Raw genomic sequence first — 12,964 nt, 5'->3', positions numbered from 1 at the left:
ACCCGCCGGAGAAAATCTCCGGACCGGACTCGCTCATCCTGCAGCCCTGCCATACTGTTCAGCATGACCAGTGCAACCTTTCGCTTCTACGAGGAGCTCAACGATTTCCTGCCGGCCGAACGGCGGCGGCAATCCTTCACTTGCGAATGCGCGCGAGGGGCGACGGTCAAGCACATGATCGAGGCGCTCGGGGTACCGCACACCGAGGTCGAGCTGGTGCTGCTCAACGGCGAGTCGGTGGGCTTCGAGCGGGTGATCCTCGACAGTGACCGGCTGGCGGTGTATCCAAAGTTCGAGGCGCTGGACATCAGCCCGCTGCTCAAGGTTCGTGCGCAACCTTTACGGGTGCTGCGCTTCGTCGCTGATGCGCACCTTGGCGGGCTGGCCAGTCTGCTGCGCATGAGCGGCTTCGACACCCTCTATGACAATGGCTTCGAGGATGGCCAGATCGCCGAGATCGCTGCGCAGCAAGGACGCATCGTGCTCACCCGCGACCGCGAACTGCTCAAGCGACGGATCATCAGCCATGGCTGTTATGTGCATGCCCTGAAACCGTCGCTGCAGCTGCGCGAACTGTACGAGCGCCTCGACCTGGCGCGTAGCGCACGGCCATTCAGCTTGTGCCTTCATTGCAACCTGCCGCTGCACGAGATCAGCCCGGAACTGGCTCGGCCGCAGGTGCCGCCACGCGTTGGCGCCCTCTACTCGCACTTCCTGCGCTGCGACGCCTGCAAACGGGTTTACTGGGAGGGTTCGCACTGGCGCGGTATGTGTGCATTGCTGGCACCTCTGCTGGACCGATAGCCGCGCGGGCCGGCTGCGTTGCCAGGGATAACTGGCTTTTGCATCAAGCAGATAACGGCCAGAAGCCCATCCCGACTGGCACAACGGCTCCGAACACGATCCCGAGGAATCGGTTCGCGTTCGAGTCCGCCTGCTACAGGAAGCGGCGGCGAGCGGCGAGCTGTTCGCCACTTCTACGATATGGCGTAGGCCCCCGCTGCAACCCCATGTAGTCAGGGCCCGGCATCCGGGCCCTGAGGCTCAGGTCTGCTTCAAGGCGCCATCGAACGCTGGCGTCAACCCCGACAATTGCAGCTTGCGGACAAAATCGCCAAGACGCTGCTGCTTGTAGGCTTCCACGTCCATGTCACGGTAGTCGTAGAAACCCTGGCCATCTCGCAAGCCATTGCGGCCGCTTTGCATGTTGTCGGCGATCACCTGTGGCGATTCGAAGCGCGGTGACAGCGCTCCACTCAGGTAGCGCGAGGCGTAGTACAAAATGTCGCCGCCGCCCCAGTCGATGAATTCAAGCAGGCCCAGCACCGAGAAGCGCAGCCCGAAACCGACGCGCACGGCGGTGTCGATATCTTCTGCGCTGGCCACGCCCTCCTCCACCATCCGTGCGGCTTCGTTCATTACCAATGCCTGAATGCGCGGCACGATGTAGCCAGCCACCGGATTGCACACCACGGGCACCTTGCCGATCCGCTTGAGCAGTTGCAGCAGCCGTTCGACGACCTGAGGGCAGGTCGCTTCGCTGCGGCTGACTTCCACCAGCGGCATCAGGTACGCGGGATTGAGCCAGTGCGCGTTCACGAAGCGCGCAGGCGTGCTGACCATTTCGCTCAACTCGGTGACGAGAAACGTCGACGTCGTCGAGGCGATGATGGTCGACGCCGGGACATGCTCGCTGACCCAGGCGAAGGTCTCCTGCTTGACCGCGATGACCTCCGGCACCGCTTCGAACACCAGGTCGCACTGAGGCAGTGTCGCCGCGGCCCGGGATTTTGATTGCACCGTCAGCCGGGCTATCGCGATGTCCGCCTGATCCCCCTCGAGCACACCAAGGCGTACCAGCATCTGCAATTCGCTGCGGATGTTGTTGCGCACACGCTCGAAGTAGCCATGTCGCTCATCCTCCGCGCGATCCTTTATATCGATGAGGGTGACCGGCAAGCCCGCATGGATAAACGCCAGGGCAATGCCCTCGCCCATCCGGCCGGCGCCGACCACGCTGACGTGGGGCAGCGCGGCGTTCATCAGTTGTAGCCCTTGGTCAGCAGTTCGGTCATCTGCGCCCGACTCAGTTTGGCCAGACCGAGGTTTTCCAGGGTGCGGCCTTCGGCGTAGAGATCCCGTGCAGCAACAACCGAGGCAATGCTCAGCAGACCCTGCGCGACCGGAGTCGGCACACCGGCCCAGCGGCCGACGGACACCAGGAAGGACAGGCCCAGGCGTGTGTCTTCGAGCATGTAGCGGTGCTTCTGCAGGTCGATGTCTTCGCGCCAGTCGCCGCTGTCGGTCAGCTTGCCGTGGGCACCGCGACCGTACATCCACTCATCGCCTTCGGTGGTGTTGTAGTGGTCGGCCAGGGGGAAGTGCGGAGCGCCGTAGGTCAGTGCTTCGCGCACGGCCATGCGCTCGGCATCGAGCTGGTTGGTCACGCGGCGGATCGACGGTTGGGTACCTTCATTATGAATGTCCCAGGCCTCGAAATGCTCCAGGGGACCGGCGTTCATCATGATCAGCGGCGGATGGATGATGGGGCCAGCGTTCATCAGCGCACCACTCAGGGCGTCTTCAATCGGCTCGACGCTCGGGTAGGCCTCGCGCAGTACCGCGAAAGCATGCTCGGACAGGTTGCTGGGGAATACGCCGGTTGGCAGGCGGGTGGCGTAACCGCTGATCACCAGGTCGCTGGCGCCATGCTTGCGTACCAGATACGGCAACGTACCGGTTTCAGCGAAGGCGACCTTGCTCCGGTTGCCCGAATCGGCCATGGCCTTGGCGAACACGAAACTGCCGAAGGTGCCCGGTGGCAGGAACACCACCTGACCGTCGTGCAGGTGCGGCGCAACATGTCTGGCCAGGTCTTCGTGGGAGGTCGACGGCAGCGGGATGATCACCAGTTGCGCGTCGCCCAGGGCTTCGGCCAGGTCGTCGGTGAACGACAGCTTGTCGCCCTGCTGGCCGACGGACAACTGGCGAGTGCCCTTGTAGTCCTTGATGGTCAGGCTGCCGATGGCCAGCAGCTCCTTGAGCGCGGTGGAGTCTCGACGCCACAGGCGGGTCGGGTGCCCCTTTTCAGCCATTTCGACAGCAGCGGCGTAACAGCCGTGACCACCACCCAGCACAGTAATATTCATGCAGATACTCCTTTTTGTCAGTGACTCGATCCTATCGAGCCGCACCGCCGCAGACTCTTCCGATTGCGCAGCCGAATGACGGATTGCGCAGGAGTCTCAATGCTTCTGCCGCCGCAGGGTGTCCGACGGCAGACAGCCGTAGCGTTGCCGATAGGCGCTGGAGAAATGCCCGAAGCTGTTGATGCCGTGACGCAACAGGATATCGGTGACGGTTTCACCGGCCCTGCCCTGTTTGAGCGATTCGTGGATCACCGCCAGGCGACGGTCACGGATGTATTCGACCGGCGCCTGCTGAAGGAACTGGTTGAAACCGTTTTGCAGGGTGCGCACCGAGACGCCACACAGTTCGCTCAAGGTCGTCAGGCTGATCGGTTCGTCGAGGTGTTCTTCGATGTAGTCACGGGCCTTTTTCACGTGGTGCGGCAGCGGCGCGCGCGAGTCGATCAACAGATCCGCCGAGTAGTTGTGCGGCAGCTGTGTGAGCAGCAGTTGCATCAGGTATTCGGACAAGCCGCTGGCGAGACGCGAACCGTCCACGCCGCTGCCGTACAGCCGGCAGATGTAGTCCAGGGTGTGATAGAGGCTGACGACGCCCGCGCCCAGGTGGTCGACGCTGACATCAAAGATCACCGACTGCCGCAGGCTGCGGCCGAGCAGGCGTTGCAATTGTGTCTCCAGGGCATCACGGTCGACGCGCAGGATCAGGTTGCGGCACTCGCCATCGGTGACGATGCGGCTTTGCGCGAACGGCGAGGAAACGCTCAGGTAGCCCGACTGCATCGCCGCGCTGCGCCGCCCGTGGGCCACTTCGCAGTGCCCCTGCAAGGTAATGCGGAACAGGTACTGATCGGCAATGTCGCCGATGGTGATCTCCACCGGCGCGCCATAGCGCAGGTCGAGCAGCGCCGAATCGCCGAAAAACACCCCGTTGAGCCGAGTGTGGATGGGCTCGTCACGCAGCACGTTGAAGCTGTGGGGGCACAGGTATTGGCTGACCTTGTCCTTGATCTCGCGGTAATCGGCCGAGCTGAGCAGGCTGTGCCGTTCCAGCAGGTGTACATCATTCAACATCACGGGTTCTCCTGTCCTGGAGCACCTCGGCCCCGCGCCCTTCAAAGGGAGCGAGGCCGAGGCGCCGATCGTGGACTATGACCAATCAGGCCCGGGTCGGATACTCCCGGGCATAGCTTTCCCGAAAACGACGGCAGCCACGCCAGAGCAGTAGCACCGTCAACGCCGATGCACCGGCGATCACCAGCGACATCGACGAACCCACCGCCGCGGGCGATCCGAAGTAGCGGTCGGTCAACAGCGCCACCAGCGTGGTGCCCAGGCCCAGGCCCAGCAGATTGCTGATCAACAGGAACACCGCCGAGACCTGTGCGCGCACCTGGTTCGGCGCGAGGATCTGCATCGCCGCCGTGGACGCCGGCATCGGGAACGAAGCGAAGAACATCGCCGGCACCAACAGCGTCACCGACAGCCACAGTTGATCGACTTGCGGGAACAGCACGGCCGGCACCGCCATGCCGAGGGCACCGATGACGCCGGTGCGCATGGCGGCGTCCTGATGACCTTTCCTGGCCAGGTAGTCGGTGAGCCATCCGCCGAACAGCACGCCTGCGGTATTGGCCACCAACAGCACGGTGCCGAGCATGTAGCCGGCCTCCATTGGCGACAGGCCGAACTTGCGGATGTACAGCGCCGGGCTCCAGCTCATCATGCAGAACAGGGCCATGGCGTAGAACGAAAAGCCCAGGTAATGGCAGGTGAAGGTGGCGCGGTGGCGACCGAGGAAACGCAAGCCATCGCTCATCGCAACCTTCTTGGCCTGACCCTGTGCATCGACCTGCAACCCCTTGCGCGCCGGGTCGCGCACGGTAAGCCAGATCAACAGGCCGACCACGATACCGGGCAGGCCGACAATGAAGAACGCCAGTTGCCAGGCCTTCATCGCACCGAGAACGGCGACTTCGATGGTGTTCATGTCCTTGAGCATCGCGATCACATAGCCACCCACCAGGAAGGCCAGGCCACCACCGACGAACGAGCCGATCGAGTAGATGCCCACGGCGCGGCCAAGTTTTTCCTTGGGGAACATGTCGCTGAACATCGAGTAGGCCGAGGGCGACAGGGCCGCTTCGCCGACACCGACGCCAATGCGGGCGAGGAACATGTGCAGGAAGTTCTTGCTCATGCCGCAGGCAGCCGTCGCCAGGCTCCAGAACACCACGCCGACGGCGATGATCTTCGGCCGGGAGAAGCGATCCGCCAGGTAGGCGATGGGCATGCCCATGAACGCGTAGAACAACGAAAAGGCCAGCCCGTGCAGCAAGCTGAACTGAGTGTCGCTGATCTGCAGATCGGCTTTGATCGGTTCGATCATCAGCGCCAGGATCTGCCGATCCACAAATGAAAAGATGTAGGCGATCATGCACAGGCCGACCACGTACCACTCGTAAATGTAGGTTTTCTTCTTCTGCTGTTGCAGGACCGCGTTATCGACCTGGATATTCATTAGTGTTTGCTCCTCTTGGAATCCGCTCATGGGCGCAGCGCGCCGGATGACGGTGCACAGCGCACCGACTGGGAAGTTGCGGGGCAGATGTAAAGGACAAAGGGTTCGAACATGGTCAGGCCTCTTATTGTTATGGGGTCAAACCCCGGATGGACCGGGCTTACCAGAACTTCCAGGTGTAGGTCGTGGCGAAACGGAATTCGTTGTAGTCGTAGCCGTACTTCTGTTTCACGTCGATGTTGCGCAGGTCCAGCCCCAGGCCTTGCAGCGCCCCGCTCTGCACCACGTAGCTGAGCCCCAGGAAGCGTTCGCTTTCCTGGTTGTCGCTCAGGTTGGCGCCACGGTCCCAGTGGGTTCCCTTGATGTAGCGGGTGTAGAGCTTCAGCCCCGGCATGCCCATCCCGGCAAAGTCATAGCTGTAGCGCGCGCCCCAGGACTTTTCATCCGGGCGGACAAACCCCAGGGACGACCAGTGCACCAGATAAGGTTGCGGGATAAACCCGTTCATCGTCGGGAACACGCTGTCACCGAGCATGCGCTGGTAACTGAGGCCAAACATGTGGGCGCCTTTGAGCAAGGTGAACAAGCCACCGTAGGAACGGTTGTCGATCTCACCGTTCAAGGCACTACCATCTTCATTGTTATTGAAGTAGCGCAAGTCGGTCTTGAGTTTGTAGCCATTACCCAAGTCAGCCATATGCATCAGGCCGAAATAGTGCTGCTGATAAATATCGTGCAACACGCCATAGAAATAACTGGCTTGCAGGTTCTTGGTAATGTCGTAAGTGGCGCCGCCAAAGTCCAGGCCGTCACTGTCGAGATTATCGGTGGAGCCAAACTTGTACAGCTTCTCGTGGTTGGAAGATTCCCGCGTCACGGCAGACCAGAACCGGCCACCGGTCATCGTCAATCCATCGACTTCCCTGGACTCGACCACCGCCCCTTGATAGATCGTATCCAGTTGCCGACTGGTGTCATCGTACGCCACCGGCAATTGAGGGCGAAGGTCACCGACCTTCAACTCGGTCTTGCTGTAGCGCATCTTGAAGGTTGCACCGGCGCGACTGTAGTCATCCGCCGTCTGCTGGTCACTGACGCTGAAAGGCAGCGAACCGTCGTTGCCCGATGAATCCAGGCGCACGGCGTATTGCGCATCCACATCAAGGCCGATCGCCAGAGCCGTGTCGGTGTAACCGGACGTAAACTGTGCATCGAAACCCTGAGACCAACTATGCACTTCAGAAACCGGCGCATTGTTATTGGTGTAATTACGGTGCAAATAGAAGTTACGCGTATCCACTTTCAAGTGACTATCATCGACAACATCGGCATAGGCTGCCAATGGCGAACAGATCATTCCCAACACGCCGGCAACACCAAGCCCACGGCAAGATTGTTTTACCTGAAGCATCTAACTTCTCCACATCTGTATGTGCTGGGCACTGTATTTATAGGAGCAGATTCGAACTAAAAGTTAAAAATGCCGGCAGCCGAACACCGAGCCTTCTTGCGCAGGAAGGCGAATTGCATCAGGGATATAAAGAACGATGGGTTCGAGCATGGTCAGGCCTATTGTTGTTATGGGGTAAAACGCCAGGCGGGCTCAATGCAACAGCCAGCCAAGACGACACGCCTCTTGCCTACCCAAGGTAAGTCAGTAGGCGCCGCGCCGATATCGAGATGAACAGCATCCGTTGGGGGGAAAACTTCAACCCGGCTAAAGGTTTCCCTTAGTCAACTCAAAAGCGCAGGGCGAACAGTGCGAGATGGCAAGCCCGTAATGCATAAGCCTTCCTATAGCGAGGTCTTGTGGTTGGATGGGCCCTAAACTAGCGATTGCGCCGCCTGCCAACCTCCCCGATTGCGCAGGCAATTCTCCAATTACGCAGCCTGATGCAGACCCTTGGATGACAGGCGGAAAACAGCCTGAGCAGCCAGTCGCGAATGTCCACGAAACCATGGGCGTTTCACTCTGGGGCGCACAGGTATTCAGCTTCCCTGCGCTCCCGGTTCCCGACTGGGAGCGCGGCGCCTACAAAGTTGCCATTGTCATTTGTCGTCCATCTTTGTTGACGATTGTGGCCGGCGCTCAGTGTTCTCTTCGGCGTTGGGCGCTTCTGGAAAACTCCCTGGCGTGAACACATGGGTCTGCAAGTCGCTGGCATCGACTTCGGCGACACCATGAACCGAACGGGCCAGATCAATGGCCTGTTCACACTGTCTATGAGTGTTGACGCGGCCACTTAACCCCACTATGCCCGCATGGGTTTTGACATTGATATGCAGGCTAAGGGTCGGATCGGAAAATGCCAGGGCCGACTTCACCTTGGCAGTAATCCATGCATCGTGAACGGCCATTTCCAGACCATGAGAGTAATGCTGGAAGGAGTGAATTTTCATGGCTGAACCCTCTCTCGAGTAATCAGACGTATTGTCCATCCCTTTTGCTGTGCTGCCCTTTGCCTGTCAGGTGAACGCTATGGATACCTGATTCGTTTTGGCGCGCTCGCCACACAAACATTGACAGACATTAATTATAGTACGGCCGTTGCCTGCGGTCAGATCGCGGCCCCCGTGAGCGTCCGCCTTGTTCGCTCGGTGCCAGGCGCAATGCCTGCAGAGCCTCCAAACAGTCCTTATCGCGATCAGCCCTGATCAACCCATCGCTGCCGATGTCGACCGACAGAAAACGGCCAACAGTTGCCGCTGGCTGGAGCGATGGCAAATGTGCACCTATGCTTGGGTCGGCTGGAAGAACTGATCGAGCATTCCGTGCTGCTCCGTCACCTGTGCGCAATTTCCGTCAATGGTCATCCGGGCGTATCAGTTTCAGCACACCTTCGATGATCTGGAACCAGGCTGTGGTTGGCCTGGCTTTCGAAAATCCTTGCGCCATGCCCTTCCTCAGTTTGAGTCATCAATACTTCAAACTTCCCCCCGGGAGACACCCATGGCGCACCTTCTCAAACCCATCGCCGTACTCACGTCCTTTTTTACCCTGATGTTGCCGGTGCTGACCTCGGCGCAGGCGGCCACCGACACTCCACCCGCCGTCAAGACGCCGGACCGTGTCGAGACCCGAATCGGCGTGCTGGAATTCAAGGATGGCGCGCCAAGCGCCGAAACCGCCCGGAATGTCTATGACACACTGGCGTTCACTCGGGGTGTCGATGCCTTCGTGAACAGTTTTTCGGGTGCCTCGGCCTATGCGATTCGCGAGGGCTTCCACAGCATTGGCGCTGAAGACAACTCGGTGGTCATTTTCTCCGAGCTGATGGACTCCAACTCGCTCTTTCTCACGGCCAACGCCGATACGATCTACTCGGTGGCAACGCTCGACCTGACGAAAGGACCGTTGGTGATTGAAGTGCCACCCAAGGCCCTCGGCACGCTGAATGACATGTGGTTTGGCTGGATCATCGACATCGGCGCGCCCGGACCCGATCGGGGTGAAGGGGGTAAATACCTGGTTCTGCCACCCGACTACGAGGGTCCTGTTCCTGATGGCGGCTACTTTGTCGGTCGCTCCAAGACCAACCATGTGCTCTACGCCGTTCGCGCCTTTATGGAGAACAACGACCCGAAACCTGCCGTTGACCTGATCAAGGACAAACTGAAGATCTACCCCTACACACCGGGTGGCCACGGCACCAGCATTGCCACGGCACTCGAAGGCAACATCCGCTTGGAGCCCATTCCCCCGATCCCGCCAACGAAGTTCATCGAGGGCAGTGGCAAATCCTTCAACACCATCCCGCCCAACGATTTTTCCTACTTCGAGATGCTCGACAAGCTTGTACAGCTGGAACCTGCCACCTCGTTCAGCCCGGAACTCATGGGGCAATTGGCGGCCATTGGTATCGTGAAGGGCAAGCCCTTTGCTCCGGACGAGCGGATGAAGAAGATCCTCAGCGACGCGGCCGCCGTGGGCAACGCCGCTGGACGAGCGCTGAACTGGCGGGCCGCCGAGTATCCCGGCTGGTCCTATTACCCGAACTCGATGTGGGCCAACATGCTGTGGCAAGGCGGTTTCAATTTTGAAACACCGCCGCCGTTGATCACCAAGGAAGGCCTGTTCAAGCCATTGCCACCGACTGGCGCGCGCACGCTTGATTCGCGCACGGCGTTCTACTACGGCTACACCATGGATTCGCCGGGCATGATCATGCGCGTGCCCAACGTGGGCTCGCAGTACCTCATGGGTTTCACTGACGCCGACAAGAACCCCTTCGATGGCGCAAAGACCTATAAGGTGACCCTGCCACCCAAGATCCCTGCGGCGAAATTCTGGTCCTTCACCGTCTACGACAACCAGACGCGCTCCATGCTCCAGACACCACAGCGCTACCCCCGTGCCGGCAGTCAAACCTACCCTTCACCGGCGGCCGTCGAAAACGCGGATGGTTCCATGACCATCTACTTCGGCCCTTCCAGACCCGCGGACGCCAAAGCCGGCAACTGGATACAAACCATGCCGGACAAGGGCTGGTTCATGCTCCTGCGCCTCTACAGCCCCCTTGAGTCGTTCTTCACGAAAGCGTGGCGCCCGAGCGAGGTCGAACTGGTTCGGTGAGATAAACACCGGCCGGTCAGCACTACTTCCCAGTCGGTGCTGACCGCCCTGTTAATGCCGACGCAATCAACTGTCCGGAATGTGCTTTTTTCGAAAAAAAAATGGCAGTGCATTGCACTGGTTTTTTACCCCGACCAGGGCTTTTTTGATGGCTGATTGGCTTATACCCCCCGATTTTTACCCTGGAATATGCAAAAAAAGACGAAAAAATCGACGGGGCTTTTATCCGCCCCCCGACTCGCTGAAAGCCAGTCATGGTGCTGGCTGCGCCCTCCTGTGATAGCAATATGCGACCAGTTTCGGCACTGCCGTTGGTCAGCAAAATTGATCAAAAAATGAACGGAGACGGCTTTTTTCGTTCAGAATACGCAACAGGTCACACGGGCTCCGATGCTCAGCTGACTCAAGAAGCGGAAGTTAAACCTCATATAGACGCCCAGTGCGAATGAGGTTTTTTGTTACCTGAAAATGGAACTAACCGAATGATAAAAAAGTTCATTCGCTAAACTCGCTTTTTTCTTCGCAGCACAACGCCGCAAGATTAAACAATAGAAATTGCTGGATCCTGACTGCAGTCAGCAACGGATAAATTCAACTAGCCGTGCTGAAGTCATGTTGATCCACTAAGAGTACAAAGAGGTAATCATGGAACTTGGTATACTGACTTCGCCAGCCGCGGAATATATTCGCTTGGGCGTTGTATATTTCCATCTTATCGCCTGCTGCGTGGCAATCGGGCTTGTGTTGACCAGTGACATTGCCATGGTCAAGCAACTCCTGAAGGGGGATGTGTCGGGTCACCATGATGACGCGCATCTGGAAAGCCTTCAAAAAACCGTATCGCTTGCACTTGTAGCGCTTTGGATTACGGGCATTGCTATTGTCGGAATAGATTATGCCGGCAAGGGGATGGAATATTTCCTCAATCCAAAGTTGCAAGCCAAAATCGGCATCGTTGTGCTGTTGACCTTTAACGGTTTCCTGTTGCATAGCGCTGTATTGCCGGCACTGAAGAAAGCCGGTTCGATACTCAAACTCTCCTTCAACCTGCGCATGCTGGCGCTGTTCTCCGGCGCGCTCTCTGGTGTGTCCTGGTTTTATGCCGCCATGCTCGGTGTCGGTCGTCCGCTGGCCTGGAAATACTCGCTGGTCGAGTTGCTGGCGGCCTATCCGGTTCTTATCGTCGGTGGCTTTGGAATGATGGTGCTGCTCACCGTCTGGGCGAAAAACAAAAACGCTGAAGGCCGTATGGAGCAACGCACCTGGGGAACCGGAAACGCTGCTCTGGCTGGCTGGTGAAGTCAGGTTGAACAAGCCCGTTCAGCCTTTGCCAATGAATTCCGTTTTTAACTATTTACCCATCTCACTTTTCTCACTTGAGGATATCCAAATGAAATCCATGAAAGCTCTCTTCGTCATCGCCGCGCTTACCGCTTCTTCTCTGGCGATGGCCACCGGTGGTGGTGACAAGACATTCAATCGCATGGAGTCGGCCCGCAAGGTCTCGATGGAAGCCTTCCAGGTTGCGCAGAAGCAGAAGGCTGAAGCCGCTGTCGCTCAAAGCAAGGCCAAGGCGACCAATCGCAGCAACGGCTGATCGGTGTAGCGCGACCGCGCAACACGATGGCAAAAAAGGGACTTCACGGAGTCCCGGGGCACACAAATAACGAAATATCTGTAGGAGCGAGCTTGCTCCGGGCGGCGTTCCGACGAAAAACCTGAGAGCACCGCGGGGTGTCAGGCTCCCCGCATCATCGTTGACCTCCATCGCGAGCAAGCTCGCTCCTACAGGTATCGGTGTTCCCCGCCATTACGTGAACAACCAAAAAAAGTCGCAAACCCTGCAGGGTTTGCGACTTTTTTTTCGATACGTCCTTCAAATTCCCGGGACGTTTTCTACGGGTATGCCTGCCATGTGTAGCGTGCAGGCCTAGTTCTGTACCTCAACCACGTCGACATCCGGCGCGTCTGGGGCATCCGGAGCATCCGGGGCGTCTGGAGCGTCAGGGGCATCCGCCACATCCTCTCTGGCGTCCCTCTTCTGGGCCTTGGCCGCCTCTCTGGCCGCGTTCGCATCAGCCTTGGCGTCGTTCCTGGCAGCATCTGCAGCAGCCCGGGCTGCATCTCTGGTAGCATCCGCGTCTGCCTTGGCAGCGTCCCTGGCGGCATCTGCGGCGGCCCTCGCAGCATCTCTGGTTGCATCTGCACCCGCTACACCTGCAGCTTTTGCAGCGTCACGGGCAGCATCCGCCGCAGCTCTGGCGGCATCTCGGGTTGCATCTGCATCCGCTTTCGCAGCATCCCGGGCTGCGTCTGCATCAGCTCTGGCAGCGTCTCTGGCTGCATCTGCGTCATTTTTGGCAGCGTCCCTGGCTGCATCTGCGGCATTGTTGTCAGCCCTATTAGCCTTATCGGCTCTATCGGCTCTGTCGGCCTTATCAGCCCTATCAGCCCTATCAGCCTTATCGGCTTTATCGGCCTTATCGCCACGGGCATTGCCTTGGCCTGCGTTTCCGGCAACACCACCATGGTCAGCATCGCCGCGGCCCATGCCGCCATGTCCTGCGCCACCGTCACCGCCACCATCGCCATGGCCACCGCCAGCGTTACCGCCTCCGCCATTACCACCGTGACCACCGCCTCCGGAGCCACTGCCGCCACCGTGACCACCACTGTTACCACCACCGCCGCCACCGTGGCCGCCTCCGCCGTCACCACCATGAC

General features: G+C 59.2%; 11 protein-coding genes and 1 pseudogene. 5 read left to right on the top strand and 7 right to left on the bottom strand.

The annotated features are described in order from the left end of the window. Positions 1-63: 63 nt before the first annotated feature. Together AC3WN7_RS16405 and AC3WN7_RS16400 are read left to right on the top strand one after the other, a co-directional pair. Complete coding sequence (locus AC3WN7_RS16405; RefSeq protein WP_102674312.1) at positions 64-804, top strand: Mut7-C RNAse domain-containing protein; 741 nt, start codon at positions 64-66, stop codon at positions 802-804. A 67-nt stretch (positions 805-871) separates the two neighbouring features. Beyond that, positions 872-979, top strand: a pseudogene (locus AC3WN7_RS16400) (MBL fold metallo-hydrolase); the annotation flags it as partial. Positions 980-1,044: 65 nt separating this feature from the next. Here AC3WN7_RS16400 and AC3WN7_RS16395 read toward each other — a convergent pair. From AC3WN7_RS16395 to AC3WN7_RS16370, 6 genes are all read right to left on the bottom strand, one after another. Beyond that, positions 1,045-2,043, bottom strand: a complete 999-nt coding sequence (locus AC3WN7_RS16395; protein WP_102674313.1) for a 3-hydroxybutyryl-CoA dehydrogenase — start codon at positions 2,041-2,043, stop codon at positions 1,045-1,047. Next, positions 2,043-3,149: an NAD/NADP-dependent octopine/nopaline dehydrogenase family protein gene (locus AC3WN7_RS16390; protein WP_102674314.1), complete on the bottom strand. Its 1,107-nt coding sequence runs from the start codon at positions 3,147-3,149 to the stop codon at positions 2,043-2,045. Before AC3WN7_RS16390 ends, AC3WN7_RS16395 begins: the two co-directional genes overlap by 1 nt. A gap of 96 nt (positions 3,150-3,245) precedes the next feature. After that, the gene (locus AC3WN7_RS16385) at positions 3,246-4,220 is read right to left on the bottom strand and encodes an AraC family transcriptional regulator (protein ID WP_095967115.1); all 975 of its coding nucleotides are present in this window, start codon (positions 4,218-4,220) and stop codon (positions 3,246-3,248) included. Between the two features lie 85 nt (positions 4,221-4,305). Next, complete coding sequence (locus AC3WN7_RS16380; protein ID WP_102674315.1) at positions 4,306-5,667, bottom strand: spinster family MFS transporter; 1,362 nt, start codon at positions 5,665-5,667, stop codon at positions 4,306-4,308. Between the two features lie 160 nt (positions 5,668-5,827). Next, a complete protein-coding gene (locus AC3WN7_RS16375) occupies positions 5,828-7,078 on the bottom strand; it encodes an OprD family outer membrane porin (protein ID WP_102674316.1) in 1,251 nt (416 codons plus the stop codon). Between the two features lie 638 nt (positions 7,079-7,716). Then, a complete protein-coding gene (locus tag AC3WN7_RS16370; protein ID WP_095967118.1) occupies positions 7,717-8,067 on the bottom strand; it encodes a BON domain-containing protein in 351 nt (116 codons plus the stop codon). 550 nt (positions 8,068-8,617) lie between these two features. Between AC3WN7_RS16370 and AC3WN7_RS16365 the strand changes: the two genes are divergently transcribed. The 3 genes from AC3WN7_RS16365 to AC3WN7_RS16355 all read left to right on the top strand — a co-directional run bounded on the left by AC3WN7_RS16365 (position 8,618) and on the right by AC3WN7_RS16355 (position 11,837). Next, positions 8,618-10,240 (top strand): DUF1254 domain-containing protein, encoded by a 1,623-nt coding sequence (locus AC3WN7_RS16365; RefSeq protein ID WP_095967120.1) that lies wholly within the window; start codon positions 8,618-8,620, stop codon positions 10,238-10,240. A 645-nt stretch (positions 10,241-10,885) separates the two neighbouring features. Then, positions 10,886-11,539, top strand: coding sequence for a hypothetical protein (locus tag AC3WN7_RS16360; RefSeq protein ID WP_095967121.1), 654 nt, complete (start codon positions 10,886-10,888; stop codon positions 11,537-11,539). A 91-nt stretch (positions 11,540-11,630) separates the two neighbouring features. Beyond that, on the top strand, positions 11,631-11,837 hold the full coding sequence (locus AC3WN7_RS16355; protein WP_095967122.1) for a co-regulatory protein PtrA N-terminal domain-containing protein: 207 nt from the start codon (positions 11,631-11,633) through the stop codon (positions 11,835-11,837). A 614-nt stretch (positions 11,838-12,451) separates the two neighbouring features. Here the strand turns inward: AC3WN7_RS16355 and AC3WN7_RS16350 are convergent. Continuing rightward, on the bottom strand, positions 12,452-12,964 hold a 513-nt coding region (locus tag AC3WN7_RS16350), incomplete at its 5' end, for a hypothetical protein (RefSeq protein ID WP_158247836.1).

It is taken from the genome of Pseudomonas sp. FW305-70 (assembly GCF_058783925.1).
This window is presented reverse-complemented; position numbering and strand designations above follow the sequence as displayed.

Coding starts and splice junctions, on each gene's coding strand:
- AC3WN7_RS16365 (WP_095967120.1), top strand. CDS start 8,618: ATGGCGCACCTTCTCAAACCCATCGCCGTACTCACGTCCTTTTTTACC.
- AC3WN7_RS16375 (WP_102674316.1), bottom strand. CDS start 7,078: ATGCTTCAGGTAAAACAATCTTGCCGTGGGCTTGGTGTTGCCGGCGTG.
- AC3WN7_RS16355 (WP_095967122.1), top strand. CDS start 11,631: ATGAAATCCATGAAAGCTCTCTTCGTCATCGCCGCGCTTACCGCTTCT.
- AC3WN7_RS16405 (WP_102674312.1), top strand. CDS start 64: ATGACCAGTGCAACCTTTCGCTTCTACGAGGAGCTCAACGATTTCCTG.
- AC3WN7_RS16385 (WP_095967115.1), bottom strand. CDS start 4,220: ATGTTGAATGATGTACACCTGCTGGAACGGCACAGCCTGCTCAGCTCG.
- AC3WN7_RS16360 (WP_095967121.1), top strand. CDS start 10,886: ATGGAACTTGGTATACTGACTTCGCCAGCCGCGGAATATATTCGCTTG.
- AC3WN7_RS16370 (WP_095967118.1), bottom strand. CDS start 8,067: ATGAAAATTCACTCCTTCCAGCATTACTCTCATGGTCTGGAAATGGCC.
- AC3WN7_RS16395 (WP_102674313.1), bottom strand. CDS start 2,043: ATGAACGCCGCGCTGCCCCACGTCAGCGTGGTCGGCGCCGGCCGGATG.
- AC3WN7_RS16380 (WP_102674315.1), bottom strand. CDS start 5,667: ATGAATATCCAGGTCGATAACGCGGTCCTGCAACAGCAGAAGAAGAAA.
- AC3WN7_RS16390 (WP_102674314.1), bottom strand. CDS start 3,149: ATGAATATTACTGTGCTGGGTGGTGGTCACGGCTGTTACGCCGCTGCT.